A 16,783-nucleotide genomic window follows, 5' to 3' on the forward strand; every position below is an offset into this window, starting at 1 on the left:
GACACAGGAGTACGCGCAACGCCTGACCCGGTTCACTGTGCGGGTTCCCGTGGCACCAGCGGGGTCTGGACCAGCCGGACCGACCGGCGGCGGTTGACGAACTGACCCCGCCCGGGCGGCAGGGTGCGCGGCCTGAGGTTGCCCAGGAACGCCCCCTCCGACTTGGGGCAGGACAGCAGCAGCGCGGGCGTGCCCAGCTCCCACATCCGGCGGATGGCCGGGTTCATCATCGACCGGCTCGCGCCCGCCGTGCTGCGCGCGACGATCACGTGCACGCCCACGTCCGCGGCGTGCGGCAGCACCGGGAGCAGCGGCTGGAGCGGGTTCACCCCACCGCTGGTGCCCTCCGCGAGCTCGAAGTCGTCGATGATGATGTACAGGCGCCCGCCCTTCCACCAGTCGCGCTTCGGCAGCCGGCTCGGGCTGATCTCCGGGCCGGGGATGCGCTGCTCGATCGCCGAGGCCGCGCCCGCGATGGACTTGGCCAGTGCCTCCACCCCCACGGCGTACTCCAGTTGGTGCGTGGCGGGAATCGAGTCGTGCAGTTCGCGGCGGAAGTCGCCGAACATCACGCGCGCCTCGTCCGAGCTGTGGTGCGCGGCGACCGAACGTGCGATGTGCCGCAACAGGTTCGTCTTGCCGGTTTCGGCGTCGCCGTAGATCAGCAGGTGCGGGCTCGCGTCGAAGTCGTGCCACAGCGGGCCGAGTTCGACGTCGTCGATGCCCAGTGCCATCCGCATCTCCGCCGTCGGGGACGGCGCGTTCGGCGGGGGCAGCTCGGAGACCGCGAGCTGGTGCGGCAGCATGCGCACCTGCGGCGCCCTCGGCGCCTCCGGCAGATCCAGCGCTTCCGCCAGTTCCACCGTGGCGTCGGCGAGATCGTCCGTTGTGGACAGACCGTCGATGCGGGGCAGGGCGGCGAGGAAGTGCAGCCGGTCCGGCGTGATACCGCGGCCCGGGATCGCGGGCACGGTGGCCGCGAAGCGGCTGTTGATCTCCGAGTCGACCGGGTCACCGAGCTTGAGCTCGAACCGGGTGCCCATCACGTCCCGCAGCCACGGCCGCATCTCCGACCACCGGTTGCTCGCGATGACGAGGTGGATGCCGAAGCTGAGCCCGCGGGCCGCGAGTTCGGTGAACCGCTCCTCGATGTCCTCGAAGTCCTGCCGGACCGTGTACCAGCCGTCGACCACCAGGAACACGTCGCCGTAGGGGTCGATGTCCTTGTAGCGACCCTGTTTGCGCGCCCGGCGGTAGGAGGCCATCGAGTCGATGTTGTGCTCGGCGAAGATCGCCTCCCGCCGGGTCATCAGGTTGGTGACCTCCAGCACCGTCCGCGTGACCCGGTCGCGGTCGAGCCGGTTGGCGATGCTGCCGACGTGCGGCAGCTTGGCCAGCGCGGTGAGGGTGCCACCGAAGTCGAGGCAGTAGAACTGCACCTCCTCGGCGGTGTGGGTGAGCGCGAGCCCGCACATCAGGGTGCGCAGCAGCGTGCTCTTGCCGCTCTGCGGACCACCGACCACCGCGACGTTGCCCTTGGCGCCGGCCAGGTCCGCGGTGAGCAGCTCGCGCTTCTGCTGGGCGGGCAGGTCGATCAGGCCGACGGGCACCGTCAGGTCGGCGGTGTCCAGGTCGCCGACCGGGCGCGGGCCGAGTCGCGGGTGGTCCACCAGCGGCGGCAGGAGCTGGTCCAGCGTGGCCGACTCCTTCAACGGCGGCAGCCAGACCTGGTGGGCCCGGGGGCCGACCCCCTTCAGGCGCTCGATCAACACGTCCAGCATGGTCAGCTGGCTTTCCTGCCCGTCGCCCTCCGGCTCCGGTTCCGGCTCCGGTTCGACGGTCGCGGGTGGTTCGATGTAGCGGGTGCCGAAGGGCACGATGTGCTGCTCGACCGAGGTGAGCGCGCGCTGTTGCCGCTTGGGGCGGTAGGGCGCGGAGGAAAAGGCGCCCTTGAACCGGACGAGCGTCTGGGTGTCCGGGCGCAGGTACCCGTTGCCGGGGCTGTTCGGCAGCTCGTACGCGTCCGGCACGCCGATGACGCTGCGGCTTTCCATCGCCGAGAACGTGCGCAGGCCGATCCGGTACGACAGGTGGGTCTCGACCTTGTGGATCCGGCCCTCGTCGAGCCGCTGGGAAGCCAGCAGCAGATGCACGCCGAGGCTGCGGCCGAGCCTGCCGATCATCGCGAACACCTCGATGAACTCCGGTTTGCTCGACAGCATCTCGCTGAACTCGTCGACCACGATGAACAGCGCGGGCATCGGCTCCAGCGGCACGCCCTGCGCCCGCGCGGCCTCGTAGTCCCGCCGGGACGCGTAGTTGCCCGCCGCGCGCAGGTACTCCTGCCGCCGGTTGAGCTCACCGGTGAGCGCGTCCTGCATCCGGTCGACCAGTTCGAGCTCGTCGACCAGGTTCGTGATCACCGCCGAGGTGTGCGGCAGCTGGTCGAAACCGAGGAACGCCGCACCGCCCTTGAAGTCGACCAGCACGAAGTTGAGGTCTTCGGAGGAGTGCGTGGTCGCCAGCGCCAGCACGAGCGTGCGCAGCAGTTCGCTCTTGCCGGAACCGGTGGCGCCGATGCACAACCCGTGGGGGCCCATACCGTCCTCGGCGGCCTCCTTGATGTCCAGCTCCAGCGGCGTGCCCGAGCCGGAGATGCCGATCGGCACCCGCAGCCGCCGCTTGCTGGTCATCCGTTCCCGGCGGTACTTGGTGGGTTCGAAGTTCGCGACGTCACCGAGACCGAGCAGGCCCGTCAGGTCGTAGTCCGCCGCCATCGGCTCCTGGTCCTCCTCGGTCACCTCGCCGATGCGGAACCGGGCCATGGTCCTGGCCAGCGCCCCGGCCGAGACTTCGCTCAGCCGGTCGGGCCTGCACAGCGGCTTGGCCTTCGGCTTGCCGAGGCGGTCGAAGGTGACCGTCCTGACCTCCTCGGCGTCCACTTCGAGGAACAGCACGCCCGGCCGCGCCTGCCACGGCAGGGAACCGGACACGTCGAGCACGACGGCGTTGCGGTAGCCCTCGTCCGCGACGCGGTGGTCCTCCGGCACCCGCACCCCGTCCACCACGAGGATCACGAACGGCTCCGACGCGGTGATCGGGGTGTCGGCCTCGAACCTGGGCCTGCCGGTGAACGACGGGCCGCCCAGCAGCAGTTCGAGCTCGGCGATGCCGTCGGCGACCAGGCGGCGGGCACCCGCCGCGTCGCGGCTTTCCGGATCCTGGTTGTGGGGCAGCCACTTCAGCCAGTCCCAGCGGTCCATCCGCTCTTCGGTGGTCCAGACCGCGATCCGCGCGTCGCCGGGCGCGTGGGCGGTGGCGAACTGGCCGATGACGGCGCGGACCATGCCCAGCACGGCCTCGTCGTCGCCGCTGAACTGGATCTGCCCGAAGCCGCGCAGGTACACCGCGATCGGGGCGTTCGGCAGGGTCGAGTAGGCACGCAGGAACCGGCGCAGCGCGTGCGCGGCCAGCGGTTCGAGGTCCTCGATCGGCTTGGTGTCGGGCGGCAGCAGCTTGAGCGTGGAACGCTGGACGCCCTGTCCGATGCGGACCTCGCCGAAGTCGTCGTGCGCGGGCCTGCGTTCCCACAGCCGGTAGCCCAGCGCGAGCGACCACAGCGCGTGCGGGTCCGGGTGGATCCAGCGGGCGGCGCGCTGCTGCGCGGTCAGCGCCTCCCGCACCCGGCCGCGCAACTGGGTGAGGTAGCGGATGTAGTCGCGCCGGTGCCCGTGCAGCTTCTGCTTGTGGGTCACCGAACTGCGCAGCAGCTGCGCGACCAGCATGCCGATCACCGAGAGCACCATCATGCCCCCGCCGATGTAGGACATCGTGCCGGAGCCGGGCCGGACGAACATCATGACCATGGCCATCGAGCCCAGGCCCATCGGCGCGTACAGCAGCACGTTGCTGATGCCGCCGCCGGTGTCCTCCGGCACGGCGGGCGGCTCCTGTATCTCGATCTCCGAAGCCGGGGCCGACGGCTTCGGCCGCCGAGCCCGCCGGGCGAACAGGATCGTGCTCAAGGCTCTCCTCCGGTGAGTGGACTTCCCCTATTTCGCGCCGGCAGCCTTCGGCACACGGGTGTTCGTGTTACGCCGAGCTACCTTTGCGCCGGGTCACGGTCTCTAGCCCTGGCAGGAAGGACCTGGACACCTGATGGAAGAGCAGACACAGCATCGCACAACTACCTCGGCGAGGCTACGGTTCGTGCTGGGGAAAAAGGCAACGGATGTGGCGCTCCCGGCCGAGGTTCCCCTCGCCGAACTGCTGCCCGCCATCCTGCCCCAGTTCGGGGCCGAGTGGATCGAGCAGGGTGCGGATCACGAGGGCTGGGTCGTGCAGCGGCTCGGCGAGGAGCCGCTCGACGAGGATCTCTCGCCCGCCGAGCTGAACCTGCTCGACGGTGAGACCGTCTACTTGCGACCCCGGGCCGACCGGCTCGCCGCGATCGACTACGACGACCTCGTCGACGGCGTCGGCCAGCAGGTCCGCGAGCACCCGGGCGGGTGGACGCCCGCGCACAGCCGGTGGATGTTCCGGATCGGCGCGGGTGTGGCCCTGCTGCTCGGCCTGCTCCTCGTCCCCGGTGCGGGTCCGGTTTGGATCCAGGCCCTGGTGACCGCCGTGACGGCCTTGCTGCTGCTGACGAGCAGCGCGCTGGTCGCCCGCGGGGCGGGTAGACCACAGGTCGCGACGATCCTGGCGGGCTTCGGTGCCTGCTACGCCGCGGTTTCCGGTGCGCTGTGGGTGGACGCGCTCGATCCCGTCGCCACGTCGATGGTCCGCCTGACCGGCGGTGCCGTGGGCGCGCTGGTGGCGCTCGCGGCCGGGCTGGTCGCGGTCGCCGACGCGGCGTTGCTGTTCACCGGTGCCACCCTGTTCGCACTGGTGCTCGCCCTGACCGGCCTGCTCGGCGCGGTCACCCCGGTCACCCCGACCCAGGCGGCGGCGATCGTGCTGGTGGTCACCTTGATCATCGGGGTTTTCCTGCCCGCCACGGCGTTCCGGCTGTCCGGGCTGACGCTGCCGATGCTGCCGACCGGGGCGGAGGAACTCGGCGAGGACATCGAGCCGGTGCCGCACAAGCTGGTCGTCGAGCGGGGCGCGGCCACCGTCGGCTACTCCACCGCGCTGCACATCGGACTCGGGCTCGCCCAGACGGTGTTGCTGCCCATGCTGGTCTTCGACGGCTGGATCTGGATGCTGGTGCTGTCGCTGGTGATGGCCTTCCTGCTGTTCCTGCGCGCCCGGCACCCGGGCGCGACGGTGCAGCGGTGGTCGGTCCTGGTGCCCGCGATCGTCACGGTGGTGGGAGCCCTCGGGCACGTCGGTGCGGGACAGGAACCGTTCGGCAGGCTTCTGGTCGTGTTCCTGCCGGTGTTCGCCGCCGGGATCGTGCTCCTGCTGCTCGGTGAGCGCCTGCCGGGCCGTCGCCTGCGGCCGTACTGGGGCCGGGCGGTGGAGATCCTCGAATCGGTGACCGCCGTGGCCATCCTGCCGATCCTGCTGCAGGTTCTGCACGTCTACGCGTTCATGCGGGGGTTGGCAGGCTGATGCAGTCCCGCAAGGATCAGGTCCAGGCATATTTCTTCGTCGTCGGCAGGCTCGCGGCCGCCGTGACCCACGGCCGTCCGGACGTCCTGCAGCCGCCGAACAGGAGGCTGAACAGCGGGATGGTGCTGGGCGTCCTGCTGGCCTGTGTGCTGGCGGGGGTCTTCGGCATCTACGGCGTGTTCAAGCCCGGCGGCGACACGTCGTGGCGCCAGCCCGGGGCCATCGTGATGGACAAGAACAGCGGCGCCCGGTACGTCTACCTCGACGGACAGCTCCGCCCGGTGCTCAACTACTCCTCGGCCCGGCTCGTGTCCGGGCAGTCCGGCGGCGGGCAGATCATCTCGGTCTCGCAGAGTTCGCTCACCGGTACCCCGGTCGGTCAGCCGATCGGCATTCCCGGCGCACCGGACGCACTGCCGTCGGCGAACCGGCTCGATACCGGGCCGTGGACGGTCTGCACGGAGCCGGCGGGCAGCGCCCCCGGCTCGACCGGGCCCGCCGTGACGCTGTTGCTCGGCCAGTCCGAAGGCGCGGCCCTGAAGCCGGACCAGGCGCTCGTCGTGTCCACATCGGACGGTACGAACTGGTTGATCTGGCAGGGCAAGCGGCACCGGCTGGGCGACCGCACGGTGCTGGAAACGCTGGGCTACGGCGACGTCCGGCCGGTTCTGGTGGCGCCGAGCTGGCTCAACCCCATCCCGCAGGGCCAGGACATCTCGGTGCCGGTCACGTCCGGCGCCGGGCAGCCCGGTCCGCCGATCGACGGCGTGGAGAGCGTGGTCGGCCAGGTCTACGAGGTCCGCAACCCGGCGATCGGCACGGATCAGCTCTACCTCGTGCGCCAGGACGGGATCGCGCCACTGAGCCGGACTAGCGCGGCGTTGCTGCTTGCGGCGCCCTTCACGAAGCAGGCCTATCCGAACTCGCCGGTCCGGCCGATCGAGGTCGGTCCGGCGGCGATGGCGGGAGTTCCCGCGTCGGCCGGTGCGGACCTCGTCGGCGGTCTCCCGCAGGTACCTCCCCGCGTGATCATCCCCACGGCGGATTCCTACCCCTGCGTGCTGTTCGGACCCTCGGTGGGCGGCGAGCTGAACGCGACAGCGGAGTTTTTGCCGGCCAAGCAGGTTCGGTCGGAAGCGGTACCGGTGGGGGCGCATGTGGCGGGCACGACCGCGGACGAGGTCGTCATCCCGGCGGGTGGCGGGGTGCTGGCGCGAGATCAGCCCGCGCCGGGGGCGACCCCCGGTCCGGCGTACCTCATCACCGAGGTCGGTACGAGGTTCCCGCTGGCCGACGCGAATGTGATGGCCGCATTGGGCTATTCGGAATCCTCCGTCGTAAGGGTGCCGGCAGAACTGCTGCAACTGCTGCCCGCCGGTCCGCTGCTGAGTGTCCAGGGCGCACTTCAGGTTTCGGCGCCGCGGTCGTGAAATGCGGTTTCCCTCATGAGGGGAGTTCCTCCCCTCCGCCGCAGGCGGGCTGGAAAGCATTTTCCGCCGGGAGGAAAAACCTATCGTTTGAGTCGTAGCCAACCTGTGGCTCGGCACCGCCAGAGCCGCCGAGCACACGCCACCGACAGCAGGAGGCCCACCAGTGTCCCACTCGACCCAGCTGAGCGTTGAGCAGATCAACCAGCAGGCGACGCGCCACGAAGACACCGCCAACAACATCAGCCAGCAGCTCGACCAGCTCAAGGCGCAGGTCGACGCCACGCTCCAGGCCAGCCCGAGCGCGGCGACCCGTGCCCTGAGCACCACCTGCGACAACTGGATCGAGTCGGTCCGCAAGTCGGTGCTGGCGCACCTGCAGACGATGGCCGAGAACATCCGCCGTGAGGCCCACAACCAGGACGGCACCGACCAGACGAGCATGCAGACGATCATGAACCTGCCCATGGAGACCGGAAACTTCCTCGGCGTCTCCTGACCGGCCTGTTCTCGCGCGGCATCCGGACTCCAATTCCCGAAAGGACCACGATCATGTCCAGCGATCTGATCAAGTACGACTACCCGGTCATCGAAGAGTGCATCTCGATGATGAGCAAGAAGGCCCAGGAGATCCAGCAGCAGACGGACGAACTCGAAAACGACGTCAAGCGGATCATGCAGGACTGGCAGGGTTCGACGGCCGAGTCCTACAACGCACTCGCCAACGACATGAAGAACGACCTGGAGCAGAACCGGGCCAACCTCGACAACCTCAACGCCGCACTGCACCGGGCCGCGGACGACATGCAGCAGCAGGACAAGCGCGGCGCAGGCAACCTGCTCTAGGAGCCGCCACCGTGTGGTGTGCCGGACCGGAAACCGGTCCGGCACACCAGGCTTCGGATCCCTCGGGGCAAGACCTAAGGAGCTGCCAGTCATGTCCACCAATTTCGATGCCGACGGAATCAAGAACTCGGCGAAGAACATCGGCGCGCTGCTCGACGACATGTCGGCCTTCACCGCGCTCAAGCCGCAGTGGCCCAACGCCGGGCACTTCGCGCTCGCGGAGTGGCTGGAGCGGATCGTCGACGACCGTCGCAACGCCATCGTCGCGCACGCCGAGCACCTCAAGCTCGCATTCGAGCAGATGGAAACGACGCTGACGAAGATCGCGGACGATTTCCAGAACGCCGACGGTGACAACGCCGCCAAGATCAAGACCAGTATCACAGAACTGCAGACGCACATCGTCGACGATGTGTCCAAGATGGACAAGAACACCGAGAACGACCAGCACAACTTCACCGGCGACAAGAAGTCCGGTGACGGTGACGGTTACAGCGACAACCTGACCACCCCCGTCTGACGTTCCGCCGCTCAGCCCCCGCTCGTACCGAACATCCGCCCCGGTGAGGATTTGCTGCCATGCCCGATTCGTCTTACGACGGCCAGCTCGTCGGCGAGTACAACGCATCCGCGCCGGCGTTCCTGCCCGAGCAGTACAAGTCGTACGGTGACCTCGAGGCGGCCGTCGGGGACCTCCTTTACACCGCTGACAAGAACGGTGGTGTGGAGGGGAGTCTGAGCAGCAACGCCGTCGCCGAGGCCTGGTACAAGCTCGAGTTCGCGATCAAGGACGCGACGAAGAAGCTCGGTGACGTCAACACCAAGTTCGCCGCCGAGATCAAGTCGATGAAGGACCACCTGCAGGGTGACGCGGGCGATGCCTTCAACAAGTACGCCACGGATCTGCTCAACGAGAGCGAGGAGCTGTACACAACGCTCGACGGCAAGCAGTACGGCACCACCGTCGGCAACATCGGCCACACCATCCAGTGGTTCGCCAACGAGTGGTGGCGGCTCGTGCAGCAGTACGACAAGGATCGTAAGAGCCAGGAAGAACGGATCAAGCAGGCGGGCATCGACGGCATCAACTCGTTGGCCGATCTCGCCGACGACCTGTACGCCTCCGAGATGCAGGCCCTGATCAAGAAGATCGAGCAGGCCACGATCGACGAGATCAACAAACTGGACAAGACGACCCAGGAGAACCTGCTCCGCGATCTGCAGCACCTCAGCACCAGCCTGGCCAACCAGTACAACGACCGCGGTGCGGAACTCGTCCCGCTGCGCATCGTCAACGGCAAGCCCAAGTCGGAGGACTCGCGGTACAAGGGCAGCGGGAACAACGACGGGAAGGGTGGCAACAACGACGGCAAGGGTGGCAACAACGACGGCAAGGGTGGCAACAACGACGGCAAGGGCGGCAACGACAGCGGCAACGACAGCGGCAGTGGCAGTGGCAGCGGGAGCGGGAACTCCGACTCCGGCTACTCGAAGGGCAAGGCCGACGCCAAGAAGGCCGCGGACGACGCGATCGACAAGCTGGCAGACCAGACGTCCGATCCGAAGACGAAGGACGCGCTGAACAAGGCCAAGAGCGCGGTCGACGACGCGATCGACAAACTCGGCGACGGTACGGGCGGCAACGCGGGCAACCAGGCGAACGACTCGAAGGGCCAGGGCTCGCAGGGAGGTCAGGGTTCGTCGGGCGGCCTGCCGAAAACGGAGAGCGGCGGTTCGCCGGGCACCTCCGGTTCCGGCTCCGGCTCCGGCTCCGGTTCCGGTGGCGGGGCGGGCGATCCGCAGCGTCAACAGGCGCTGGAGGACGCGAAGAAGGCGGCGAACGGCGCCATTGACGGCCTGAAGTCCCAGACCAGCGACCCGAACACGCAGGCAGCGCTCGACCAGGCCAAGCAGGCCGCGAACAAGGCCATCGACGGACTGACGGGGGGCGCGGGCTCGCCCAGCGGCAGTGGCGGTTCACCCGGCGGCGGCAGCGGTTCGCCCACCGACACCGCCGGGGCGCCCACACCCACGTCGTTGGCGGGGGGCCCCACCGGCAGCGGGAGCGGCGGAACCAGCGGTAGTAGCGGGAGCGGCGCGGGTACCGGCAACGCCGCCCGGCAGAAGGCACTGCAGGACGCGAAGGACGCCGCCAACAAGGCGATCGACGGCCTCACGGGCGCCGGAGGATCCTCCCCGGGCACGGGCGGCGCCGGAAGCGGCGGCAGCGGCGGGCAGGACCCGGCACTGTCCACTCCGGAGGGACAGAAGGCACTGCAGGACGCCAAGGACGCGGCGGGCAAGGCCATCGACGACATCGCGGGCCAGTCCGGCGATCCGGGTACCAAGGCCGCGCTGCAGAAGGCCAAGGACGCGGCGCAGAAGGCGATCGACGGTCTCACCGGTTCGGGTACCGCGGGCGGCGGCGGCAACCCGGCGACCAGCTCCAGTGGTCCCGGCGGCGCCACGGCCGATCAGACCGATCCCAGTCGGCAGCAGGCGCTGCAGGACGCGAAGAACGCGGCGGACAAGGCGATCGACGGGCTCACCGGCACCGGCACTGGTACCGGCACGGGTACGGGCACCGGCGACGGCACGACGGATCCGGCCCACCGGCAGGCACTGCAGGACGCCAAGCACGCGGCGGACAAGGCGATCGACGACCTGTTGAAGCAGACGTCCGACCCGAACCGGCAGAAGGCGCTGGAGGCGGCGAAGGACGCGCTCGACAACTCGATCGACAACATGATCGACCCCCAGCACCACCAGGCCGTCGAGGACGCGAAGAACGCCGCCGCCAAGGCGATCGGCGACATCAACGCCCCGAGTGACGCGCTGGCGAAGGCCAGGGACGCGGCGAGCAAGGCGATCGACGGCCTCAACGACCAACTCGACCCGAACGCGCCCGGCCACGCGCAGGCCGTCCAGGCCGCGAAGGACGCCGCGGACAAGGCCATCGACGCGCTCGCCACGCCGAACGACTCACCGGAGCAGAGGCAGGCCCTCGAAGCGGCGAAGCAGGCCGCGCACAAGGCCATCGACGGCATCGACCAGGTCGCCACCAGTGACCCACTCGGGAGCTCGGCGCTGCGGAGCTTCCTCAGCCCGACCGACGCCGCGCTCAAGGCGGCCGACGCCGGGGCCCTGAGCGGCCACGGCGGCGGTGGTGGTGGCAGCGCCGGTGGCCTCGGTGGGCTCGGACACCTGAGCTCGAAGCTCGACGCCGGCTTCTCATCAGCCAACCCGGCGCAGTTCGACACGGAGGTGGCCCAGCAGCGCGGGTTCGCCGTGCCCGGCACCACTGCCGCGAGCCCGGCGACCGTCGTGGCCCCGTCACTGGCCAACGCCCAGGCGCTGGCCCAGCAGCAGAGCCCCGGCATGCCGATGGGCGGCATGGGAGGCATGGGCGGGATGGGGGCCAATCAGCAGAACAAGGAACGGGAGCCGCAGATCTGGCTGCAGGCCGACCGGCGGGACTGGGACGACGACGACGCCGACTCGCCGCCTTCGCCGGTGCTGGGCAGGAGCTGATCCATGGCCGCCACCGACCCGGCTCCGCCGATCTTCGACCCCGAGCTGGAAAAGCTGACCTTCGATCAGATCGCCCAACTGATCAACGAGCTCCCGCCCGAGCTCTTCTACCAGCAGGCGCGGCTGTTCGATGCCGCGGCCGCGCGGATGGAGACCGTGCTCGGCGATTTCCGCCGCGAGAGCAGGCAGATGCACGAGTACTGGGGCGGCCAGGTTTCGGAGGCGTTCGACGAGGTCGCGCAGGGGCTGGCCGCCCGGATCACGAACATCCTGCAGCCCATGCTGGTGCCCGGCTACGGCCAGGCCCTGCGGCAGGCCGGTGACGCGCTGGCCCTTGCCCAGCAGCGGTTGCGCGATCTGCGGGCGCAGCAGGCCGCTGCCCCGCCCCCCGTCACTCCGCCCGCTCCGGGCACGCCGACCCCCGAGCAGATCGGCCACGACTACGCGCTGCAGATCCTGCGTGATCTGGGCACGGCCTATCACGACATCGGCCTCGGCATCGCACCGATGCCCGAACTCGACGGCCGCACGGGGCCGACGGGGGACAACGGTTCCGGCACCGGTCCCGGGCAGTCGGGCACTGCGAACCAGGTCGTCGAGACCATTCCGGTGTTGTCGGACTCCGGCACGACCGGGTATCCGGTCCCCGCGGGTTTCTTCGGGACGAGCGGATACCCGGGCGGGTCTACCGAGGGCGCGTGGGCCGCGGGGGACGTGGCGGGGACGAGGCGGTTCGCCTCTTCCGGCGAGGCCTATCCGCCCGGGTACGTACTGGGCGAGACGACGCGGTACGACGTGGTCACGTGCGCCCCGGAGACGACGAGTGAGGCAGGGACCAGGTCCGCGTTCGCGCTGTCTTCCGGGCTGGAGGGGGCCGTGGTACCCGCCGTGCTCGGCCGCGGTGCGGACGAGATCCCGGTGGCTCAGCCCAGGGTCAGGACCACGAAGACCGCGGTGAGCACCAAGAACACGAAGAGCACCAAGAAGGCCGCCTTGGCGGCCGAGGGCACAACCGAGGGCACAGCAGGGGAACCGGCCGCGACCGACCGCCCGATGACCGTGTCGGAGATCGCCACCGAGAACGCGGCCACCCCGGCGGCGCCGCCGGTCACGGTCTCGCGTACCGCAGCGGTCGCGACACCTCACCCGGCCACCACAGCCGCCACTACGGCCACCACAGCAGCCGCCGCGCATGCCGGACCGACTCCGGCGACGGCGACCGCGCGGATCACGGCGACGGCCAACGCGACCCTCCCGCAGTCGCCCGCACTCCCGCAGACATCCGCCACCCCGCAGGGGCTCGACGCGCCTCAGGTGCCGACGGGCAGCGGTCACCAGGTGGCCGTCAACACCGCTGCCTCCGCAGCCAGTACGGTGGAGCGCTCGCTCCAGATGAGCGGCCCCGGTGGGGCCGCGACCGGCGGCTACCGCGCGCCTCTACCCGGTGGTGTGGCCCAAAACGGTCCTGCCCCGGTTCGTCCGCTCGCGGCCGACCTCGCCGCGGCGTCCGAGGCCGGATTCCCCATGACCGGCGGTGCCTCCGGTACCGCGGTCGTGCCGGGCGCGGCGAGTGCCGGGGCAGGCACGGGTCCGGTCTCTCCGATGATGTTCGGCGGGATGCAGGCGCAGCAGAAGGAAAAGGACCGCATGGCCGCGGTCCCGATCGGGCCCGGGCCCGATGTCTGGGACGGCGCGGACGACATGCCCTCCGTGCTGGGCAGGCCGGAACCCCGGCCGGAGGCACCGGCCGCCGAACCGCCCGGTTCGGGCTCGAAGATCGAGGATCTGCGGCAACTGGGCGACGAGGTACTCGGCAGGATCCGCGGACGGAGGAGACAGGGATGACGGACCGGGCGGCCGCCTTCGGCAACCCCGACCTGGGTGTCGAACAGGCGCTGGCGGATCTGGAGCGCGAGAAGCGGAAGCTGAGGGAGGTCAGCAGGATCTGGGAGGAGGGCACTACCACCGTCCGCTCGAAGGACAACTCGTTTTCGATGACCTTCGACGGCCGTGGTGAGCTCACCGACCTGACGTTCAACGGCTCCAAGTACCGCTCGCTGCCCCCGGCCCAGCTCGCCCATCTCATCATCGAAACGTTGCGGCAGGGGCGGAACCAGGCCGTGGCGAAGGTGCAGGAGGTCATGGGCACCGGCCGGCGGCCGAGCCTCGACTTCGCGGGGATCGCGAGCGGCAAGGTCGACCCGATGGAAATGGTGAACTCGCTGCTGGGGCCGATGCTGGAGGGGTTCGGCCTGGCCGAGGGCGAAACCGGCAAGGGTGAGGAAGAGCGGAGGAAGAATGGCTGAGGATTTCCGTCTCGACCCGGACAGGCTGTCGGCCGCCACGCGACGGCTGGGGGCGCTGGGCGAGCGGCTCAGGAACTCCTTCCAAACTCTGACGCGCGTCCTCGACGAGCACGACGGCTGCTGGGGCGACGACGACATCGGCAAGTCGTTCGCCAAGAACTACGTGCCGAGCGCGACGCAGGCCCGTGACGGCGCACGACAGGCGACCGACGGGATCATCCAGCTCAGGGGCGACACGGACAAGGCCGCCAAGGTCTTCCAGAGCGTGGATCACGACAGCGCCCAGCGGATCGACGAGACCATGGGCACGAACAGCTGACCTTCTTGCGTGCCAGGTTCCGGAATGCACGTTCCGGGACGGGGAAAGGGTGACCGGATATGAGTGGTGCCGACGAGACCACTCACCTGCCTGCCGGTCTCCAGCACTTCTTCAAGATCGTCCTCGGCATGGAGTGGCCGGAGGGCAGCGAGGGTGGTCTCAAGGCGATCAGCCATGCCTGGTCGCAGTTTCACGACGATCTCACAGCCGCGCTCGAAGAACTCCCGTCGATCACCAGCGACCTCGATCGTTCCTTCGACGGCGTGACGGCGTCCAGCATCGTCGGCTTCATGCGGGGAGACCTGAGCACCGGGCTCAATGAGCTGAGGGATCAGGCCGCGGAATTCGCCAAGGAAGCGAAGAACGCCGCCGCGGACATCCAGAAGACCAAGATCATGCTGATCACGATGGCCGCGATCACCCTCGCGACCGTGATCGAACTGCTCGCGAGCCTGTTCGGCGCCATCTTCGTGCCGGTCGTGGAGGCGGCCGCCCGGCTCGCCCTGCGGGAACTGCTCAAGCAGTTGCTGGAGAGGATGTCCGCCATCACCTTCCGGCAGGTGCTGAACGCGACGTGGAAACTGGCCCTGCACAACGGGAAGTGGGCCGCGGGCGGCGCCGCGTTCATGACCGTGCTGGACGCCGGCATCCAGGGCGGTCAGATCGCCAGCGGTGGCCGGGACGGATTCGACACGGAGTCGCTCAAGGGCTCGGCCATCGGTGGTGCGATCGGTGGTGCCGCGGGCGGTGCCTTCCACGGCATCGCCAAGGGCGTCGGCGGCGTCTTCGGGAAGGACCTCAGGAGTCAACTGCCCCACGGCTGGCAGCGGGCGCTCGGCATCGGCGGTACGGGGGGTTATGCGCTCGGGCAGGTCGCCATGGTCGCGGCCAGCAACCCGCTCGTCAACTTGGCCACCAACAGCCCGGGTAACCCCTGGGACGGCATCCTCAGCGCGCTGGCCGGACCGGGTGGCAAGCACGGGAAGGGCGGCGGGGCCGGCGATTCCGGTCACGGCGGCAAGGGACCGTCCATTCGGGACGGTGTCGACAAGCTCGGCCTCGACAAGCTGGATCCCGACAGGCCGGGTCCCGATGACAAGGGGCCCGGCGAGAAGGCCGCGCTTCCCGGTGACAGTGGCAGCGAAGGCCGGCGCGGTTCCGACGTGCTGCCGCCGTACCCGAAGGAAGGGCCCGGGGGGCCGCAGTTCACCATTCCCGACAGTCACGATGTCCCGTCAAGGTCCACGGAGGTCGGACCGGGCGACGGAAGAACGCGCAAAGTTTCGTATTCGGACAACAGTCCACTTGGGACGGTGTTCGGCTCCGGTGGAAACGGTGACACCAGTGGCGGAACCGTTCCCTCACCACGTGTTCCGACCGAGAGCGATGGTCGGGCGGCCGGGCAAAGCTTCCTCACGGGTGGGGATGGCCGGTCGTGGGACGTTTCTCCGGACGGGCATGCGGGTGCGGAGAGCCGGGCCGGGACCGGGAGCGAGTTCACGAGTACGCCGTCCGGTGAGTCGGCCGGTGCTGCCGGAACGGCCGCCTCGGGGACAACCGACGGTCGTCAGCAGGTCCAGGCCGGGGACGGCGGCGTGGTGTCGGGTGGTCGGCCCCAGGTGCTCGTGGGTGGGTACGGTGGCGATTCGGCAGTGCTGTCGGGTGGTCAGCACCAGCAGTTGACGAGCGGGGACTCGCGACCTACGGCCGCTTCGGGCAATCAGCCGAGCGTAGCCCCGAACGGTCAGTCGCAGGTTCAGTCTGGTGTGGGTGGTCGTTCGGGTTCGGTGTCTGGTGACCAGTCGTCGGTGCAGGGTCAGCCTGCGCGTTCGGACGCGACGTCAGGGAACCAGTCGCAGGCCCAGTCCCAGCCCGGCGCCGAGACGCCGTCCACCACGCGCCCGGGCGGCCAGCCTGTCACGGCCTCGAACGGCTCCACTGCCGCGACACCTCAGGCAGGTCGCCCGGCAACAACGGCAAGCGTCACGGACAGCACGCGGACGGCGGGTGACTCGACACAGACGCCGACATCCCGCCCGGCTACCACGACGCCGCCGACCTCGCGTCCTGGTGCCGTGGACTCCGGGGGGCCGCAGTCCACGTCGAGGCCGGGCGCTTCGGATTCGTCCGCGCCCCAGCCTTCGTCGCGGACTGGTGCGGATGCGGGGACGCCGCGCCCGATGTCGAGTGCGCCGGAACCGGCCGTTGGGCGTTCGGGTGGTACGGCGGTGGGGGCGGAGTCTTCGTCGCGTCCGTCGTCGGCGGAGGCTGTGGGCTCGTCTTCGTCGCGGACTGGTGCGGATGCGGGGACGTCGCGCCCGGTGTCGAGCGCGCCGGAGACGGACGCGCCGCGTACGACTCCCACATCCCAGGCCGCGCCACGTCCGTCCAGTTCGGAAGCCGGGCAGACGCCGTCGCGTCCGGCCGTCTCCCCGGCAGCGGAATCAGCGGTTCAGTCCTCGCCGCGCCCGGAGCCCGCCCCGCAAGCCCCGGCCAAGGCCGCAGGTACTCCGCAACAGGCTCCGGAGATCAGCACCGCGCCGGACTCCCGTCCGGCGCAGCCGAGTACGCCGTCCGGCTCGCGGACCTCGGGCGGCGAAGCACCCACCCCGCCCGCGTCGCGTTCGGACGGCACGAGCGCCCAGTCGTCGCGCCCGGACACGACGACTCGGATCGATACGCCGTCGCGCCCGGACACGACGGCTCGGATCGATACGCCGACTCGCACGGAGTCTGCTCGGATCGATACGCCGTCGCGCCCGGATACGACGGCGCGGACCGATACGCCGACTCGCACG

At 69.7% G+C, this 16,783-nt stretch carries 12 protein-coding genes and 1 pseudogene; 10 read left to right on the top strand and 3 right to left on the bottom strand.

Going from position 1 to position 16,783, the window contains the following annotated elements:
• Nucleotides 1-32: 32 nt before the first annotated feature.
• Nucleotides 33-4,025 (bottom strand): type VII secretion protein EccCa, encoded by a 3,993-nt coding sequence (eccCa, locus tag ORV05_RS01485; RefSeq protein WP_268756652.1) that lies wholly within the window; start codon nt 4,023-4,025, stop codon nt 33-35.
• 184 nt (nt 4,026-4,209) lie between these two features.
• Between eccCa and eccD the strand changes: the two genes are divergently transcribed.
• The 10 genes and pseudogenes from eccD to ORV05_RS36570 all read left to right on the top strand — a co-directional run.
• Complete coding sequence (gene eccD / locus ORV05_RS01490; protein WP_268756653.1) at nt 4,210-5,556, top strand: type VII secretion integral membrane protein EccD; 1,347 nt, start codon at nt 4,210-4,212, stop codon at nt 5,554-5,556.
• Nucleotides 5,556-6,986, top strand: a complete 1,431-nt coding sequence (gene eccB, locus ORV05_RS01495; RefSeq protein ID WP_268756654.1) for a type VII secretion protein EccB — start codon at nt 5,556-5,558, stop codon at nt 6,984-6,986. Before eccD ends, eccB begins: the two co-directional genes overlap by 1 nt.
• 163 nt (nt 6,987-7,149) lie before the next feature.
• Nucleotides 7,150-7,482: a hypothetical protein gene (locus ORV05_RS01500; protein WP_144584932.1), complete on the top strand. Its 333-nt coding sequence runs from the start codon at nt 7,150-7,152 to the stop codon at nt 7,480-7,482.
• Between the two features lie 53 nt (nt 7,483-7,535).
• Complete coding sequence (locus ORV05_RS01505) at nt 7,536-7,829, top strand: WXG100 family type VII secretion target (RefSeq protein WP_268756655.1); 294 nt, start codon at nt 7,536-7,538, stop codon at nt 7,827-7,829.
• Nucleotides 7,830-7,920: 91 nt separating this feature from the next.
• The gene (locus tag ORV05_RS01510; protein WP_268756656.1) at nt 7,921-8,349 is read left to right on the top strand and encodes a hypothetical protein; all 429 of its coding nucleotides are present in this window, start codon (nt 7,921-7,923) and stop codon (nt 8,347-8,349) included.
• Nucleotides 8,350-8,408: 59 nt separating this feature from the next.
• A complete protein-coding gene (locus ORV05_RS01515) occupies nt 8,409-11,360 on the top strand; it encodes a hypothetical protein (RefSeq protein WP_268756657.1) in 2,952 nt (983 codons plus the stop codon).
• 3 nt (nt 11,361-11,363) lie between these two features.
• Nucleotides 11,364-13,205: a WXG100 family type VII secretion target gene (locus tag ORV05_RS01520; protein WP_268756658.1), complete on the top strand. Its 1,842-nt coding sequence runs from the start codon at nt 11,364-11,366 to the stop codon at nt 13,203-13,205.
• On the top strand, nt 13,202-13,666 hold the full coding sequence (locus ORV05_RS01525; protein ID WP_268756659.1) for a YbaB/EbfC family nucleoid-associated protein: 465 nt from the start codon (nt 13,202-13,204) through the stop codon (nt 13,664-13,666). The genes ORV05_RS01520 and ORV05_RS01525 overlap by 4 nt, the downstream gene beginning before the upstream one ends.
• A complete protein-coding gene (locus ORV05_RS01530) occupies nt 13,659-13,985 on the top strand; it encodes a WXG100 family type VII secretion target (protein ID WP_268756660.1) in 327 nt (108 codons plus the stop codon). The genes ORV05_RS01525 and ORV05_RS01530 overlap by 8 nt, the downstream gene beginning before the upstream one ends.
• A 128-nt stretch (nt 13,986-14,113) precedes the next feature.
• Nucleotides 14,114-14,428 (top strand): annotated as a pseudogene (locus ORV05_RS36570) (WXG100-like domain-containing protein); the annotation flags it as partial.
• A gap of 1,508 nt (nt 14,429-15,936) precedes the next feature.
• Here ORV05_RS36570 and ORV05_RS01540 read toward each other — a convergent pair.
• Complete coding sequence (locus ORV05_RS01540; protein ID WP_268756662.1) at nt 15,937-16,350, bottom strand: hypothetical protein; 414 nt, start codon at nt 16,348-16,350, stop codon at nt 15,937-15,939.
• Nucleotides 16,351-16,437: 87 nt separating this feature from the next.
• Complete coding sequence (locus ORV05_RS01545; protein ID WP_268756663.1) at nt 16,438-16,713, bottom strand: hypothetical protein; 276 nt, start codon at nt 16,711-16,713, stop codon at nt 16,438-16,440.
• Between the last annotated feature and the right edge of the window lie 70 nt (nt 16,714-16,783).

It is taken from the genome of Amycolatopsis cynarae (genome assembly GCF_026802195.1).
Classification (GTDB): domain Bacteria; phylum Actinomycetota; class Actinomycetes; order Mycobacteriales; family Pseudonocardiaceae; genus Amycolatopsis_E; species Amycolatopsis_E rhizosphaerae.